Annotated in this window: 15 protein-coding genes; 8 read left to right on the top strand and 7 right to left on the bottom strand. The window is 67.4% G+C overall.

All coding sequences use genetic code 11. The features are described from left to right. The 3 genes from U9983_RS05600 to U9983_RS05590 form a co-directional block, all read left to right on the top strand. A partial coding sequence (locus U9983_RS05600) for an MFS transporter (protein ID WP_322752994.1) occupies positions 1–831 on the top strand: 831 nt, incomplete at its 5' end. Positions 832–1,184: 353 nt separating this feature from the next. After that, positions 1,185–1,439, top strand: a complete 255-nt coding sequence (locus U9983_RS05595) for a hypothetical protein (protein ID WP_322752993.1) — start codon at positions 1,185–1,187, stop codon at positions 1,437–1,439. Positions 1,440–1,463: 24 nt separating this feature from the next. Further along, a complete protein-coding gene (locus U9983_RS05590) occupies positions 1,464–2,465 on the top strand; it encodes a glycosyltransferase family 4 protein (RefSeq protein ID WP_322752992.1) in 1,002 nt (333 codons plus the stop codon). A 59-nt stretch (positions 2,466–2,524) separates the two neighbouring features. Here the strand turns inward: U9983_RS05590 and U9983_RS05585 are convergent, their stop codons facing one another. The 3 genes from U9983_RS05585 to U9983_RS05575 form a co-directional block, all read right to left on the bottom strand. Then, on the bottom strand, positions 2,525–3,967 hold the full coding sequence (locus tag U9983_RS05585; RefSeq protein ID WP_322752991.1) for a glycoside hydrolase family 130 protein: 1,443 nt from the start codon (positions 3,965–3,967) through the stop codon (positions 2,525–2,527). Between the two features lie 131 nt (positions 3,968–4,098). After that, entirely contained in the window at positions 4,099–5,112 is a 1,014-nt protein-coding gene (locus U9983_RS05580) for a glycosyltransferase (protein ID WP_322752990.1), read from the bottom strand. Beyond that, complete coding sequence (locus U9983_RS05575; RefSeq protein WP_416211285.1) at positions 5,109–6,302, bottom strand: glycosyltransferase; 1,194 nt, start codon at positions 6,300–6,302, stop codon at positions 5,109–5,111. Before U9983_RS05575 ends, U9983_RS05580 begins: the two co-directional genes overlap by 4 nt. Before the next feature lie 751 nt (positions 6,303–7,053). On the opposite strand from U9983_RS05575, the gene U9983_RS05570 reads away from it, so the two are divergent. Continuing rightward, positions 7,054–8,895 (top strand): CDGSH iron-sulfur domain-containing protein, encoded by a 1,842-nt coding sequence (locus tag U9983_RS05570; RefSeq protein ID WP_322752988.1) that lies wholly within the window; start codon positions 7,054–7,056, stop codon positions 8,893–8,895. 195 nt (positions 8,896–9,090) lie between these two features. Here U9983_RS05570 and U9983_RS05565 read toward each other — a convergent pair whose 3' ends face one another. Further along, entirely contained in the window at positions 9,091–9,969 is an 879-nt protein-coding gene (locus U9983_RS05565) for an alpha/beta hydrolase (RefSeq protein WP_322752987.1), read from the bottom strand. 350 nt (positions 9,970–10,319) lie between these two features. Here U9983_RS05565 and U9983_RS05560 point away from each other — a divergent pair, with 350 nt between their 5' ends. The 4 genes from U9983_RS05560 to U9983_RS05545 all read left to right on the top strand — a co-directional run bounded on the left by U9983_RS05560 (position 10,320) and on the right by U9983_RS05545 (position 12,424). After that, positions 10,320–10,469 (top strand): hypothetical protein, encoded by a 150-nt coding sequence (locus U9983_RS05560; RefSeq protein WP_322752986.1) that lies wholly within the window; start codon positions 10,320–10,322, stop codon positions 10,467–10,469. Between the two features lie 51 nt (positions 10,470–10,520). Then, positions 10,521–10,700: a hypothetical protein gene (locus U9983_RS05555; RefSeq protein ID WP_322752985.1), complete on the top strand. Its 180-nt coding sequence runs from the start codon at positions 10,521–10,523 to the stop codon at positions 10,698–10,700. Between the two features lie 3 nt (positions 10,701–10,703). After that, positions 10,704–11,666 carry a M48 family metalloprotease gene (locus tag U9983_RS05550; RefSeq protein ID WP_322752984.1) on the top strand — a complete coding sequence of 321 codons (963 nt, stop codon included), beginning with the start codon at positions 10,704–10,706 and terminating at the stop codon, positions 11,664–11,666. Between the two features lie 71 nt (positions 11,667–11,737). Further along, the gene (locus tag U9983_RS05545) at positions 11,738–12,424 is read left to right on the top strand and encodes a DedA family protein (protein WP_322752983.1); all 687 of its coding nucleotides are present in this window, start codon (positions 11,738–11,740) and stop codon (positions 12,422–12,424) included. A gap of 59 nt (positions 12,425–12,483) precedes the next feature. Here the strand turns inward: U9983_RS05545 and U9983_RS05540 are convergent, their stop codons facing one another. The 3 genes from U9983_RS05540 to U9983_RS05530 all read right to left on the bottom strand — a co-directional run bounded on the left by U9983_RS05540 (position 12,484) and on the right by U9983_RS05530 (position 15,171). Continuing rightward, positions 12,484–13,686, bottom strand: coding sequence for a hypothetical protein (locus U9983_RS05540; RefSeq protein WP_322752982.1), 1,203 nt, complete (start codon positions 13,684–13,686; stop codon positions 12,484–12,486). Positions 13,687–14,058: 372 nt separating this feature from the next. Further along, positions 14,059–14,412 (bottom strand): YbjQ family protein, encoded by a 354-nt coding sequence (locus U9983_RS05535; protein ID WP_322752981.1) that lies wholly within the window; start codon positions 14,410–14,412, stop codon positions 14,059–14,061. Between the two features lie 162 nt (positions 14,413–14,574). Continuing rightward, positions 14,575–15,171 (bottom strand): TerD family protein, encoded by a 597-nt coding sequence (locus U9983_RS05530; protein WP_322752980.1) that lies wholly within the window; start codon positions 15,169–15,171, stop codon positions 14,575–14,577. Positions 15,172–15,245 lie beyond the last annotated feature (74 nt).

Raw genomic sequence — 15,245 nt, 5'->3', positions numbered from 1 at the left:
CTCCTGACCGCGTTCGTGCTGTACGAGTCCCGCTCACCGATCGCCATGATGCCGATGCGGATCTTCGCCAACCGATCTCGCGCCGGCTCGTATGTGATCATGCCGATTCTCGGCGCGGCCCTGTTCGGCATGTTCTACTACCTGACCTTCTTCATCCAGGGCGTGATGGGCTTCAGCTCGCTGAAGTCAGGGCTGGCGTATCTGCCGTTCAGCGGGATCATCATCGTGGGTTCCGGGATCGTCGGCCAGGTGCTACCCCGGACGGGGCCGAAGGTGCTCCTCACCGCCGGCTCGGCGTTCATGGCGGCCGGGATGTTCTGGTACGCCCAGGTGGACGCCGGCACCAGGTACGCCTCGGGCATCCTCCCGGCGATGATCGTCACGGCTACCGGTGTGGCGTTGGTGTTCGTCACGCTCACCGTGGTCGCGGTCACCAAGGTCACCGACACCGACACCGGCCTCGCGTCGGCACTGCTCAACGTCGGCCAGCAGATCGGCGGTTCCATCGGCCTGGCCGTGCTCGCCACCGCCTTCACCAGCGCCACCAAGACCGAAGGCACATCGCAGGTCGCCAAGCTCACCGGCGCGTCGCGCCAACACCTGGCGGAACTGATCGGCAGCACCCAAAGCGGCAAGCCGGCCTCGCCAGCCGCCTACACCGACCACCCCGCGCTACAGGCCTTCCACGCCGTGCAGGCGCACGGCTCCAGCCAAAGCTTCCTGGTAGCCGGAATCCTCGGCATCGTCGCCGTAATCGCCGCCCTCATGTTGATCAAAGTCAAGAAGTCCGACGTGCCGCAGGCCTCCGAGTTGGCGTTCGCCGCCGCCTGACAGATCGTCGGCCCGTCCAGGTCCCGCCAAAACTCACGGGACCTGGACGTCTCCACCCCCTGACTCACGCACGGCGGAATCAAGCGGTCAAGGCGACACATGCCTTTCCAGCAGATCGTTGAACATTTCTATCGGCTTGCCGCGTACTTCGAGCGACACGGTAGCGTTTTGCATAAACGTTACGTCGCCAGGAGGCAACCTGCCCGCTGGTACAGAACTATCGACAAAGTCGACCATCGGCTTATCGCGAAGCAAAAACTACGTCTTCCAGATATGAAGTCGACCATCCATCCAGTTTTGGATCAAAGTGGTTTGTACCCTCATCACAACCTTTACTACATCGTTTCAGACGGATGGGATCTGCGAGTACTCGGGGTCTGTTGCTGTCCAAGGTAGCCGAGGCATTCGTGACGGCCTACGCCGTGAAGATGCGCGGTGGTACCCTGCGGTTTCAGGCGCAGTACCTTCGCAGGATTCGCGTACCGGATCCACTGGAAATCAGTAAGGTAGGTTGTATCGCCCTGGCTGATGCGTTCGACAGACGAGACGTGGCGGCGGCTACGCGGGTTGCGCTGCGCGCATATGGGCTCACCGAACTTCCCGAGTAGGCGGATCGAGTAAGGTTTGTCCGTGTGAAGGTGGCACTGTTGGCGCCGGTGGCGTGGCGCACCCCGCCGCGGCATTACGGCCCGTGGGAGCAGATCACCAGCCTGATCGCGGAGGGTTTGGTTGAGTGCGGGGTCGATGTCACCCTCTTCGCGACGCTGGATTCGCAGACAGCCGGCGTGCTGGACGGAGTGTGCCCGCACGGGTACGCGGAGGATCCGGCGCTCGATGGTCGGGTGTGGGAGGCGCTGCACGTTGCGCACGCCCTGAGCCGTTCGGGTGAGTTCGACGTGGTGCACAACCATCTCGACTGGCTACCGCTGGCGTTCGCGGCCCACGTCCGGGCGCCGATGGTGACGACCGTCCACGGCTTCTCGGACTCGCGTATCGTCCCGGCGTACGCGCGGGCGGGGTCGGCGTACGTGTCCATCTCCGACGCCGACCGCCGTCCGGAGCTGGACTATGTCGCCACCGTCCACCACGGCATCGACATGGCGGCGCTGCCGTTCTCGGCCGCAGGCGGGGAGGACCTGGTCGTGCTCGGCCGGATCCATCCGGACAAGGGCACCGCGGTGGCCATCGACATCGCCCGCCGTGCCGGCCGGCGGTTGGTGATCTGCGGGATCGTCCAGGACGAGCGCTACTTCGCCGAGCGGGTCCAGCCCCATGTCGACGGGGACCGGGTCCGCTACCTCGGCTCGGTGGGACCGCGTCAGCGCGCCGAGGTGCTCGGCTCGGCGGCGGCCCTGTTGCACCCGGTCGCGTTCGACGAGCCGTTCGGGCTGGCCGTGGTCGAGGCGATGGCCTGCGGGACACCCGTTGTGACCTATCCGCGGGGTGCGATGCCGGAGGTGGTCGACGAGGGCGTCACCGGGTACCTGGTAGACGGGCCGGCGGCAGCCGCGGCCGCGGTGGAGCAAGCCGCCGGCCTGGACCGCGGGGCCTGCCGTGCCACCGCGCAGCGACGGTTCTCCGCGGCACGCATGGTCGCTGACTACCTCACCGTCTACCGGCGGCTGCTCGGCTGACAGGGGCTGACAGGGGGTGACAGGGGGTGACGCGGGCTGACATGGGATGCGTCGGGGGGTCACGCCGCCGGGTCGCCTGGGCGGGTCATGCGGGCGAGAAGCGGCTCGACCGGGACGCTGGCCATGCCGACGCGGCTGTCGCTGATTCCGTAGGGCAGCCAGAGGCGGCCGTCGTGGATCAGGCCACCGCAGGAGTAGACGACGTTGGGGACGTAGCCGTCGCTCTCGGATCGGGTTGGGGTGAGCAGCGGCTCGGGCAGCGTCGCCAGCACGGTGGTCGGGTCGTCGAGATCGAGCAGGATCGCCCCGATCGTGTACGTGCGCATCGGTCCGACGCCGTGGGTGAGCGTGAGCCAGCCTGACGGTGTCTCGATGGGTGACCCGCAGTTGCCGACCTGGAGCAGCTCGAAGGAGGCCCCGGGCGAGTGGACCGGGCGCCCCAGTTCCCACGCCTGCCCGTCGTCGGAGGTCGCAATGCTGGTGGTCTCGCCGTCGGAGCGGCACAGCGCGAGAAGCCGGCCGCCGACAGGCCGGGGGAACAGCGCCATGCCCTTGTTCCGGGCGGCCGGGCCCGTGAGCGGCGATGCGGTGAAGACCCGCAGGTCGGGGCTGGTCAGCAGCCGGGGGGTGATGTGCCGGCCGTCGTAGGCGGTGTAGGTCGCCCGGTAGTCGACGGTCCCGTCCGGCGCGGCGAAGCGGACGAACCGCGCGTCCTCCATGCCGTTGGTCTCGACGGCGACGGCCGGCCACAACACGCGCTGCGCCAGGGTGGTGGCCGGGGGAAACTCGACCCGCCGCAGCGAAGCGGCGATCGAGCGGATCTCGGCCAGGATCCCCGGTGCCTGCGGCCGGCGGAGCAGGTCGGTGGGCACCCGGGCGAAGGCCCGTTCGAGGTCGTCTCCGGCGGCCTGAGTGTCGAGCCTGTCGAGGACCGCCCGCGTGACCTCGTCGTCAAGCCCATCTGCGGCGAGCACCGTGCGCAGCCGTCCGGGCTCCCAGTCGGCCGGCACAGCCAGCCCGGTGGTGAGCGGACCGGTGCGCGGTTCCAGGCGTACCGTCGGACCCGGACCGACCACGCCGACGGCGAATCCGATCGAGGACAGGTGGCCCTCGCCGACGGCACGCAGACCCAGCACCACCCGCAGCGCTCCCGGCGGCAGCCCGGACTGGTCGGGATGCGGTACGGCAGAGGGGTTGGTGACAGCGGCACCCTCCACCGCGTACTCGGCGGTGAAGCACGCACCGAGCAGCAGCATCCGTGCCGCCGACAGCTCCGCGGGTGCCCGCACCCGCGACGCCACCGCCGTGGCGTGCCGCGCCAGGATGCCCTGGAAGTCGTCGTGGCGGGGGCCGAAGTGCGCCAGCAGGTGGGCGACGAGACCTGCCACCTCGTCCTCGGCCACGGCGAGCACGCGGTCCACGATGCCGGCGGCTCGGGACTGCACCTCGCCCGCCTCCTCACCAGGAAGGAACAGCTTCGCGATCACCCGGCTCGGGTCCACGGACAGTTCCCCGAGCGGATGCCGCGTGACCAGGCTGGCCTCTACGCTTGGTGTCGGTTCGCTCCGTCGGTCGGTTGCTTCGCGGTCATCCGAGCCCCTCGGACGCCCGCTCCGTTTCCGTCCCCCGACGCTCACGGCGCCGCCAGCAGGCGGCGGGCGTGCTGGGCCGTCGAGAGCAGGGCGAGGGTGGACTCCGCTCCCTGGTTGGTGTTACGGCCGTGGGCCTCGAGACCGTCGCAGCAGCCACCGGTGGTGGTGTCGACCAGCGGCGTGGCGCTGTCGTTGTCGCCGAGGAACCATGCCTGAGCCCGGCTCAGACCGGTCAGCCACCGGGACTGGTCGGTCAGGTCATAGGCCCGGGCGCAGGCGTCGGCGAGGGCTGCCACCTCGATGGGTTGCTGGTCGAAGCCGGGCTGGCCGCCATCCCCGGCTCGGCGGCCGCCCACGGGGGTCGGCGACAGCCGCCCGGCGGAGGTCTCCAGATCGAGCAGCCATGCCAGCAGCCGAAGACCGTTGGCGAGTGCCGCCTCGTCCGGCAGGCAGACACCGGCGAGGATGAGCGCTTCGGGCACGGCCGCGTTGGCGTACCGCAGGGACGGCTCCGGCCAGGGCCACGCCGGGTCGGTACCCGGCGGACCGATCACGGTCACGGCCGCGGCGAGCAACGTCCGGGCGGGCTCGTCGTCGGGGTATGCCAGGAGCACCTCCCCGGCACCCAGCGCAGCGAACGTCATCGCCCGCGGCCAGGGGGACCGGCGCTGCGCACTGGCCCGGAACCGGGCCAGTGCCGTGACCCGCAGGTTCAGGCTGGGTGCCCGCGCCGCCGTTGTGCCCAGCCCCCACAGGGCCCGCCCCCACCAGTCGCCGAGACCGGGCTGGTCACGCCACCGTCCGTCGGTGTCACGGCGGTTGCGTACGGCACCGTCCACAGCCTGCGCCGCGGTGACGAAGGCGAGGTAGCGGTTGAGGAGGCGGACCTGCTCAAGCGGCGGATTCGGCTCGCGGGCCAGGACGACGAGCCCACGGGCGACGTCGTCGACGCAGTACCCGTGCTCCCGGCGCGGGACCGCCCCCAAGGCGTGCTCGAACAGGCCGATGTCGTCGCTGAGCCGGAACAGATGGGCGAAGGAAACGACGGCGGTCACAGGATCGCCGTCACCGCTGCCGCGGGCCGGTCGGTCATGCCGATTCCCGTCCGGGCGCCCAGCCCGGCGGCCAACTGTCGGTAGCGGTCGGCGACCATGGGCCACAACAGCTCGGGGGCGCGCGCGGCTGCGGCGCGGACCAGCCCCCTGGCAATGCCGTTGTCGCCGATGACGCTGCGTACCGCCGTCGCAATCGCCGCCGGGTCGCGGTGCGGCACCAGCAGGCCGACGCCGTCACCGAGGAGCTCGACCGCGTGCGGGAAACGGGTGGCGACGATCGGTTTGTGCGCCGCGACCGCTTCGATGAGGACGCCGGAGGTCACCTGGTCGCGGGAGTCGTAGGGCAGCAGTATGACGTCGGCTCCGCGCACCATCTCAGCCAGCGACGCCGCGTCGAGGTAGCGGGCGTCGAACACGACCGAGCCGGACACCCCCAGCTGGCGCGCCTGCGCGGCCAAACTGTCGCGATACGCCGTTCCCTCCCGCGCGAGCACCTTGGGATGAGTCTCGCCTGCCACGAGGTAACGCGGGGCCGGGACGAGATCGGTCAGTGCGGCCATCGCGGCGATGCCCCACTCGATGCCCTTCCCCGGCCCGATCAGACCCCAGGTCAGCACCGTAGGTCGGCCGGCCCGCACTGACAGGGCTCTCCGATTGTCGTCGGCCCGATTGTCGTCGGCGCCGTGCGGGATGACCGACACGGCGTGTGGGTCGACCCGGTATCCGGCGACGAGCCGGACCCGCGCCGTCTCGGTCATCACGACCACCGCGGCAGCCGCCGCGGCGACCGCCTCCAGGACGTGGCGCTGGTGCCGGGTCGGGCGCACGAGCACCGTGTGCAGGACGACGATCACCGGGACGTTGAGGTCGTGGAGCACCCTGAGCACCTCGTCGCCGTCCCGGCCGCCGTAGACGCCGTATTCGTGCTGCACCACCACGACATCGAAACGGTTCAGCAGGCGCGCGGCACGTGCCGGACCGTCCCGCGTCCCGGCCACCAGCTCCCCGACCACCGCGGTCGGAGCGGTCTGCGGCGAGACGGCCGTGCCGGGACGATCGAGCAGACGCACCACCCCGCTGGACCCCCCGGCCGCCGGGCCGGCCAGCTGTTTGTGAAGAGCCGCCGTGAATGTGGCGAGCCCGCACTGGGTCGGCGGATAAGTACTAAGGAAGCCATAACGCAGGGCCATAACGGTGCTCACCTTCCGATCGGCGCCGGCAGAACGCCGGCGGGCACATAAGTGTCGAACCCGCCGATATCAGCAGCCTGCCCACCGAAGCGACGGGAACGTCGAGAAAGAAAGCAACGAAGACGACATTCCAGGCCGCAGTTCGGGCCCCATCGTGCCAGGGGCTGGCATTCGAAATTGATGAGTGCTAATGCATGTATAGTCCTCGGCGTGCACAAAAGCAATGGGGACCCATTCGTGGTGACGTTGTCGCGGCCGCCAAAACTCACTGATTCGCCGTCGACCGCCGACCCTCGGTGACCACCGAAGAGGCCAGACCCGGATCGTCCGCCAAGGTCATCCAGGTGTCGGAGGTCTCGTCGGACGGGGTCCGGACGAGGCGGGTCGGCCCAGGGGTGCTCCCCGCGGGGCGGGCGGCAATGTCCCGTTCGGCGGGGATGTGATGATTTTCCGGCGGCTCCGGCTGGGGAGCGATTCCGATCCAGGATGCCGCGGAAATGCCCTATGGGGAATGTAGGCGTCGTGGGCCCGCCAATGTCTGGAACCTGTCGGTACAGGCTGTCATGGATTTACAGTAAAGAACCTCGCTGTCCTGATCGCGGCTCCCGGCGGAGACCTGACAACGCTATTCTTGCAATCGGTGGCGTCGCACGGCCCGGCGCTTTTTGCGGCCAGCCCGCGCTCTTGAGATGGTGAGCGCGAGCAACGTCTCGACCAGCGTCGACGGTGCCCAGGTGCCCAGGAGGAGAGGATGATGTCAGGTATCGAAGGGAAGCTGCGCTCGCTGTTGGCGGCCGTTGCCGATGTGGAGGCCGAGCTTCGGCGGGCGGTCGGCGACGAACAGTCCCAGCTGGTGAGCACCCGGCTGCGTGACAGTGTTGTCCGTCCGCTACTACAGGCGCAGCAGCGTGTGGCTGTCGGTGATGGCACAGCCAAGGGTGGAGAGACGGAATCGACGGCTCACGTCGAGCCGGCCGTGCAGAGCTCCGCACGCCAGCTGACCGACCGGCTCTGGGAGCTGGCGCGGACGGCTACCGAACGTCGGGTCCAGTACCCGGACCTGCCCGAACTCGCCGAGGCCACCGCGGCGCTGCAGGACGTCGCCCTCGCTGTGGCCGATGAGGCCTCGGCGGCGACCCGGCTGGCCGATCTGCAAACCCTTCAAGCTGGGGTGGACCCGTCTATCCAGGCCGCCGGCAACGGCCCCTACCTGGCGACCAATGTTCGCGCCCTGTATGACTGGCTGGGTCAGCCCCTGCCGGTGCGGCCCCAGCTGGCGTTGTGCCGCTGCGGCGGTTCCCAGCGCAAGCCGCTCTGTGACGGGACGCATGCCCGCATCGGCTTCACCGACGCCACGGATCCCAAGCGTGTCCCGGACCGGCGCGACACCTATGTCGGTCAGCAGGTGACCGTCCTGGACAACCGTGGCACCTGCCAGCACTCGGGCTTCTGTACCGACAGGCTCCCAACCGTCTTCCATCGTGGCGAGGGACCCTTCGTCAGTCCCAGCGGCGGCAGGATGGACGAGATCATCCGTGCCATCCGTGACTGCCCCTCCGGCGCCCTCAGCTATGCGATGGGTGGGGGCGAGGCACGCGACGAAGCCCGCGATGAGGTTGATTACCACGGCAGGCGCGAGCCGATGGTCGAGGTGTCGAAGGACGGCCCCTATCGGGTCATCGGTGGTATCCGGCTCGTGGCCGACGATGGCGAAGACGTGCCTCGAAACGAGGGCACTTCGCGTGAACACTATGCCCTCTGTCGTTGCGGGCACTCGCAGAACAAACCGTTTTGTAGTGGCATGCACTGGTATGTCGAGTTCCATGATCCCGTTCCTGATCCCGGTCACGAGCCCACGATCTTCGAATGGGCCGGCGGCCTCCCCGCACTCACCCGGATGACACGTCTTTTCTACGAGAAGTACGTTCCCCAGGATTCGCTGCTGGCACCGCTGTTCGCCGACATGTCGCCCGACCACCCCCAGCGGGTCGCGAAATGGCTCGGGGAAGTCTTCGGCGGGCCAAAGTGCTACAGCCAGGAGTACGGTGGCTACACTCGTATGCTCTCCCAGCACCTCGGCAAGGAGCTGACCGAGGAGAAGCGGGGACGATGGGTCGCGCTTCTGTTGCAGTCCGCGCGAGAATCCCAGCTCCCCAACGACGCGGAGTTCCGCTCCGCGTTCGCCGCTTATATCGAGTGGGGCTCCAGGTTGGCGGTGGAAAACTCCCAGGCCGGCGCCAGACCCCCGGCACACATGCCAATGCCGAACTGGAACTGGGACACCGCGGCCGGGGCGCCCGGGTCCCGGATATCGGCATTCGGTCCGCCGACACAGACAGAACAGCCGGAAATCACGCTGCCTGCCGTCGATGAGGCGGTGCGATTCAACGACCATGTCAAGCAGCTCTTCCGCGACCGTGACCACCAGTCGATGAGGTTTGTCTTCGATCTTTGGTCCCACGACGATGTCAGCCGGTACTCGGCCGCTATCCTCGGTCGGCTTCAGGACGGGACGATGCCCTGCGACGGCGCCTGGCCACAAGAGAAGATCGATGTCTTTCGGCGATGGATTGACGGCGGCATGCCTGAATGAACGTCTCCGACGTCAAGAGAACGATCGTTTCCGGATGCACGCCGGGGTGCCCGGGGCGGTAGCGTTCCACCCGTTTCTCCTGGAGATGCCTGCTATCTCCAGGAGAAACACCGTGGTTGAACACGTGGGTTCGAACCTCGGGTCAAGGATGGCCGTCTGCGTTGCGCCGCGTAGTACCGGGAATGTGGTTACCGACTACTGCTTGCGGTGACACGGCGATGCGGTGGGAGAGCAGTTCGTCGCGGCGCGTTCGATGAACTGGGCGACCTGTGCGGCGTGGCTGACAAGGGACGCGTGGCTGGACTCCAAGGTGAGCGTATGCGAGCCGGTGGGGTCGAGTCGGCCAGCCATGATTTTTTGTGCCGCAGGGTTGATCAGCCGGTCCTCCGCGGAGATCTGGTACCAGCTCGGGACCTGCTTCCAGGCCGGAGTTCCCTGTAGAGGAGCGGTCGTTGCGGACGCGTTCAGGGGAGTCTGGGCGGCGGCGAGTATGGCGGCCTCCACCCGCGAACAGTCGGCGCAGAAGTCGTCGCGGAACCTGTTTTCCCGAATCATGAGGAACGGAGCGTTGTTCGCACCGACGTTCGGCAGATCGATCGGCACGGCGTCGGCTTGTGAGGGCAGGAGTGGAGCGAGCGTGTTGTTGATGTAGTTCAGCGTCTCACCCGTGTCGGGAGCGAATGCCGCGAGGTAGACGAGGCCGACGACGTTCGCGGCGCCCTCCGCAGCCTGGCTGATCACCGCGCCGCCATAGGAATGCGCCGCGATCAGCGTCGGACCGTGAAGCACACGAAGGTCACGTTGGACGACTGCGACATCGTCGGCAAAAGATGTGTTGGGGGTCTGGCTGGCGGTTACGTGGTAGCCGTCGCGTTGGAGTCTGACGATGACGTTGCTCCAGCTTGATCCGTCGGCAAAAGCACCATGCACGAGGAGCACGTTCGGTTTTGTACTGAGGCCGTCGGCGGCACCGGCGGCCTCGGGCATCATGGCGAGACCACCGACGGTGAGGGCCACCGCTCCGACCAGGGCTATGGCTGCCCGACCAGGGCGTCGGGTGATGGACACGCGCATATTGCGCTCCTTGGCATAGGACTCGGCTTTGTGAGGTTGCCCGGCGGCCAGACACGCATGCGGATTTCGCGGCTTCGCGGTGGAACGACACAGGAAAGTATGCCTCGACCGGCAAAAAGTGCCAAGCAGGCCATCAGTCAATTCTTTCACAGCCCCCTTTTCCGTTTGTGTTCGGTCCGGGTGATGTTGATTGACCTAACCACCGTACCTGCTTTGCAATGCAGCCGCTGTTGCTGACCACAGATTGCGGCATTCGCCGCCTGCATTTTCTTGGTTTGCCCTGAGCGGAGCCGATCCGACTGTTGCGCCGCATACACGGCACTGAAATCACGCTGGTTCGACGAATACCCGTGACGCGCCGACCAGTGCGGTTCCACCTACGGCTGCCCCCCCGGAACGTCCTGGCAGACCTGCTCGGGGTACTCAGTGACGACGAGGAGGGCCGGCCGAGGCGGCGCAGCTCGGTGCGCTCGCAGGTCGGTCACGGGGTGGGTGCGTAGGCTGGCTGCCAGGGCACGGACGCTGCGTGCCCGGTCGGCCCGGAAGATTTGATGAGCAGTGTGGCGGCGGTCGCGACATGCAGCGCGACGACGAACGCCGGGCAGGGCGACTGTTCGTGGCTGGAGTCCGCGATGGGAAGGTCGGATGGTGAGGGTTGCATGGTCGACCGGGCCTGGCCGGCCAAGCCGGCCAGGCCGGTCCGGTTCGCCGGTGTGAGCGGCGGGGACTAGCCGATGCGGATAAGTGTCTACCTGGCGTTGGCCGCGTCGGTCCTGCTCACGGTGGTCGCTCCGGCCGCGGGCCGCCGGCTGCCACCGGGGCGGGCCGCGGTCGTTCTGGCCGTGGCGGCGGTCACCGCCGGTTGTGGATGGGCGTGGGATCTCGCTCTGCTGGCATGGACGTTGATCGGCCAGTTGGGGGTGGTCCGGCGGTTTGGACATTGGTCCGGTCCGGTTCTGGCCGCTCATGATCCGGTGCCGCCGGTCACCGCCGGCGTCGCTGTCGTTCTGGTCTGTGTCGTAGGGGCCACGACGGCGGTTTCCGCTCTGCGCTGCGGCCGGGATGTGAGCTGGCTGCTGCGTACCACACGCCGTGCCCCCGTGGTTGCCGCTGGAGGTCTAGTTGTCGTCGATGATCCGGCGCCGGCGGCACTCGCTCTGCCGGGGCGACCGGGCCGGGTGTTGGTGACCTCGTCGTTGTTGCGTGCTTTGTCCACAGCTGAGCGGCGGGTCCTGTTCGCGCACGAGCAGTCACATCTTCGGCATGCTCATCTGGGTTACCGGCTGGTGGTTCGTCTTGCTGCCGGCCTGAACCCCCTCCTGTGGCCGATGGTTGCTGATTGTGACTATATCCTGGAGCGGTGGGCGGACGAGGATGCCGCGATCGCGGTTGCTGATCGTAGTCTCGCGGCGACGGCGCTGGCGCGTGCTGCTCTCGCCACTACGGAGAGCAGCACTGGCACGGCCAGGTCGGGCACGGCACCGTCGCCGGGCGCGGCCGGCCCAGCGTTGTTGGCGTTTCACGAGCATGCGGTGACCCGTCGGGTTGCCGCGCTTCTTGGTCCACCTCCACCGTCGCGGTGGCTACCGGCCGTGGGCCCGGCTGTTCTCGGGCTGATCGCCGCGGTGTGCGCTGTTGAAGCCGGTCGCGAGATCGACCGGATGTTCGATCTCGCCCTGTACGTCTGGCATCGATGACCATGCCATCGATGGCCGTACCCTTGATGGCCATACCCTTGATGACTATGGCCCCGACAATCACGGCCCCGATGAGTATGGCCCCGATCATCGTGGCGGCAACGCTCACCGCGACGCCGGGTACGACTCTGCTCCACCACCTGCTGGTCCTACCCGCACCGGCCGTCTACGCCATCGTCGGTGCCCTTGCTTTTGCCGAGGCCGCGCTCTTCGTTGGATTCGTGCTGCCCGGCGAGACCGCGGTGGTACTCGGTGGGGTGCTGGCGAGCCAGCATGTGGTCAACCTCGGCGGCATGGTCGCGGTTGTGATCGCCGCGGCTATCCTCGGTGACTCGGTCGGCTACGAGGTGGGTAGACACTTCGGCGAACGGATCCTGGCCCTGCCGTTCCTACGGCACCGCCGCCCGGCGATAGACCGTGCCCGCGCCTACCTTCGGACCCGTGGCGGGCGGGCGGTGTTCGTCGGCCGTTTCACCGCGTTCCTGCGCGCGGTCATGCCCGGCCTGGCCGGTCTGTCCCAGCTACCCTACCGCCGATTCCTCGTCTTCAACGCGGCCGGCGGTATTGTCTGGGGAACTGGGTTCACCCTGCTGGGCTACGTCGCCGGTGCGTCCTATGCCAGGGTCGAGAAGGCGGCCGGATGGGCCTCCACCGGCTTGCTCGCTGTGTTTGCCAGCGGCCTGCTCGCCGTGCACCTCTACCGCCGCCGGCACAATGGTGTCACCGACGACCAGCCCGACGTGTCACCTCCGGGATAGAACCGGTGACGGGCCATCGAGAAACGGGTACAACGGGCATAGCGAGCACAGCGGGCAGCTCAGCGCAGGATACCGGTGTGACCGAGCGAGTAACGGCCCGGTTGAGGCCAGACGCAGGCACCATGCGGCCCCGGACCAACCTTGATCCGTGCCATTAGGCTCCCGTCCCTGGTCGAAATCGCGTAGACCTCGCTGTTGTAGCGTCCGCTCAGCCACAACACCGACCCGTCCGCGGATACCCCACCCATATCCGGGCTTCCGCCGCCGGGGATCTGCCATTTCTGTCGGACCTGACGGGTCGCGAAGTCGACGAGGGAGATAGAGCCTTCGCCGCGGTTCGACACGTACATCACGGCCGCGTCCCGGCTCGGGTACAACCCGTGTGCGCCCTGGCCGGTCGGCAGAAAACCGATTTTCTGGAACCGTATCGGGTCGACGAGGTGAAGACCGTTCGACATCATGTCCGCGACGTAGAGTACCTCACCTCGGGGATCAAGCTTGATATCCTGTGGCATGCCGCCGACGGTCAGGTAGCCTACGACCGAGAGCGTCCGCAGGTCGACTTTGACCAGCTTGCCGGAAAATTCGCAGGTGGCAACCAGGAACGAGTTGTCTGCGGCGAAGTCGATGTGGTCGACGCCGGCACAGTCGACCGGTAGACGCATCCGCGGCTGCCAGGTGTGCGGGTCGTAGAAGTCCAGCCGTCGAAGCGCTTCGGCGACGACAATCGCATACCTGCCGTCCGGGGTGAAGTACATGTTGTACGGGTCCGCGACCGCAATATTTGGTCCCTTGACCGTTCCGGTGGCTGGGTCGATCGGGGTGAGGCTGTTCCCCAGGTCGTTGGTCACGTACAATGTCGACAGGTCCCAGGACGGTACGACATGCTGTGGATTACGGCCGACCACAAAACTACTGGTCACCTTGAAGGTCGCCGGGTCGATGACGTCGACGGTGTTGCTGTCGCTGTTCGGGACATAGATCAGCGGTTTCGCGCCCCGAACGGCCGGGCTGAGCTGATTTGCCCCGTCAAAGGCATACACATTCGCCGCCGTCGGGGCGCTGGTTCCCCCGGTCGGCGCTGTCTGCGGTGCTGGGCCGTCCGCCGCCGTTCCCGGAGCCTTCGTCGGTGTCGACGCTGGTGGTCCGGCCGGTGTGCTTCCCTCGCTACAGGCGGCAACAACGGCAATCCACAACAAGGCAATAATTGCCAGGCGCAATGCGCGCGGCACTCGGGCCTCGTCATACGTCTGCACAGGCATGCTCCGATTTGGGACGAGATCCGCGGCACCGGGTGTCGTGGCGTCCGTGCGAGTGATACCCGGCGACCCGTCCACCACACGTCCCGTCATCTCAGTCCGGCTCGGTCAGGTATTCGGTCAGGTCGGCAGCGCGACCCACCCCCGGTCCCGCATGTACATGGGCCAACGGATGTGGGATCATGATTCCTCCCGCACGCCCGGAGGTCCCGAGCAGCCTAACGGCCTGATCGGGGGCGCCACGATCGAGGGGCCCACCACCGACGGGCTCCGCCACCGACGGGCGCCAAGGATCAGGTCCGATGCTGCTGGCCCCAGTTCGGTCGGGGGTGCTCTCGTGGCAGCCCAGCGCCTGTCCGACCTGAATACACGTTGTCAGTTTGGTCGTACGACTGCGGCGGTGCCATAGGCGACGATCTCCGCCAGGCCGTTGCCGACATCGGAGGAGTCGAAGCGGACGCCGAGAACGGCGTTGCCACCCAGTTCACGCGTATGTGCGACCAACCGCTCCAGCGCGGTGCGGCGTGCCGCGTCCACGACCTCGGTGTACTGCGGTACTTCGCCGGCGCGAAGCGCCCGTAACCCGCCGGAGATGCCCTTGATCGCACCGACGCTGCGGACGATCAGGCCCCAGCACAGGCCCAGGGTCCGCTCGACGGTAAAGCCGGGAAGATCGAATGTCGTGGAGATCGGCAGATCGATGATCGAATCATGCGAGGGTTGCGTCATGCGGACATCTTGGCATCCTGAACGGCTTCCGAGCGCCCGGCACCAGGGTTTTGGATCAAGGAATGGGGCTGGGGTGCGTAGATCGCGAGGCGGGGGAGGGAGTCGGCCCGATTGGCCTACCGTGACCGATCCGCGCCCTACCCGCCGCTGCGGGCGAGCCGGTCAGACGTCGAGGCCGTATTCGCGCGCGATGCCTGTCAGACCGGTGACCCGGCCTTCGCCGAGTGCGTGGAACGTCCAGCCGGCGCCGTCACGGACGACTTCTCCAAACAGCATCGCGGTCTCGGTGGCAGCCTGGGTCGTCAGGTCATAGCGGGCTACCTGGGTGCCACTGTCCGTGTCGAGGACGCGGATGTAGGCGTTGCGGACATTGCCGAAGTTCTGTTGCCGGTCTTCGGCGTGGTAGATGCTCACAGGGAAGACGATCCGGGTGATACTGCGGGACAGCCGGTCGAGACGGATGTCGATCTGCTCGTCGTCGGTGCTTTCGCCGGATCCTTCGCCGTCAGCCTCGCCGGTCAGGTTGTCGCCCCGGTGGACGATCTCACTCAGTGGGCTTGACAGGTTGTTGAAGTACACGAAGAAGTCCCGTGACGGTGCCCGGCCGTCCGCGGTCAGTGCGATAGCGCTGGCGTCCAGATCGAACTCGGTCGATCCGGTGAGATCCGGGTCCCAACCCAGACCGACCGTGATGTGGGTGAGCCCGGTGCCCTTCGAAAGCAGGGCAACCCCGGCGCTACTGCGTCCCCCGATGTCCACAGATTCCTCGCTCTCCAGCGGTGTCCGCCGTCCCTGTGGTAACAGAATCACTATGTGCATAGTGTGCGGTCACG

Source organism: Protofrankia sp. Cas3, assembly GCF_963555955.1.
Classification (GTDB): domain Bacteria; phylum Actinomycetota; class Actinomycetes; order Frankiales; family Frankiaceae; genus Protofrankia.
The sequence above is the reverse complement of the archived record's forward strand: the minus strand, read 5'-3'. Positions and strand labels throughout refer to the sequence as shown.

What these genes read in the sequence shown, in the direction of transcription:
- U9983_RS05570 (WP_322752988.1), top strand. Translation starts at nt 7,054, where the DNA reads ATGATGTCAGGTATCGAAGGGAAGCTGCGCTCGCTGTTGGCGGCCGTT.
- U9983_RS05595 (WP_322752993.1), top strand. Translation starts at nt 1,185, where the DNA reads ATGGGATCTGCGAGTACTCGGGGTCTGTTGCTGTCCAAGGTAGCCGAG.
- U9983_RS05535 (WP_322752981.1), bottom strand. Translation starts at nt 14,412, where the DNA reads ATGACGCAACCCTCGCATGATTCGATCATCGATCTGCCGATCTCCACG.
- U9983_RS05555 (WP_322752985.1), top strand. Translation starts at nt 10,521, where the DNA reads ATGAGCAGTGTGGCGGCGGTCGCGACATGCAGCGCGACGACGAACGCC.
- U9983_RS05540 (WP_322752982.1), bottom strand. Translation starts at nt 13,686, where the DNA reads ATGCCTGTGCAGACGTATGACGAGGCCCGAGTGCCGCGCGCATTGCGC.
- U9983_RS05545 (WP_322752983.1), top strand. Translation starts at nt 11,738, where the DNA reads ATGAGTATGGCCCCGATCATCGTGGCGGCAACGCTCACCGCGACGCCG.
- U9983_RS05565 (WP_322752987.1), bottom strand. Translation starts at nt 9,969, where the DNA reads ATGCGCGTGTCCATCACCCGACGCCCTGGTCGGGCAGCCATAGCCCTG.
- U9983_RS05550 (WP_322752984.1), top strand. Translation starts at nt 10,704, where the DNA reads ATGCGGATAAGTGTCTACCTGGCGTTGGCCGCGTCGGTCCTGCTCACG.
- U9983_RS05575 (WP_416211285.1), bottom strand. Translation starts at nt 6,302, where the DNA reads ATGGCCCTGCGTTATGGCTTCCTTAGTACTTATCCGCCGACCCAGTGC.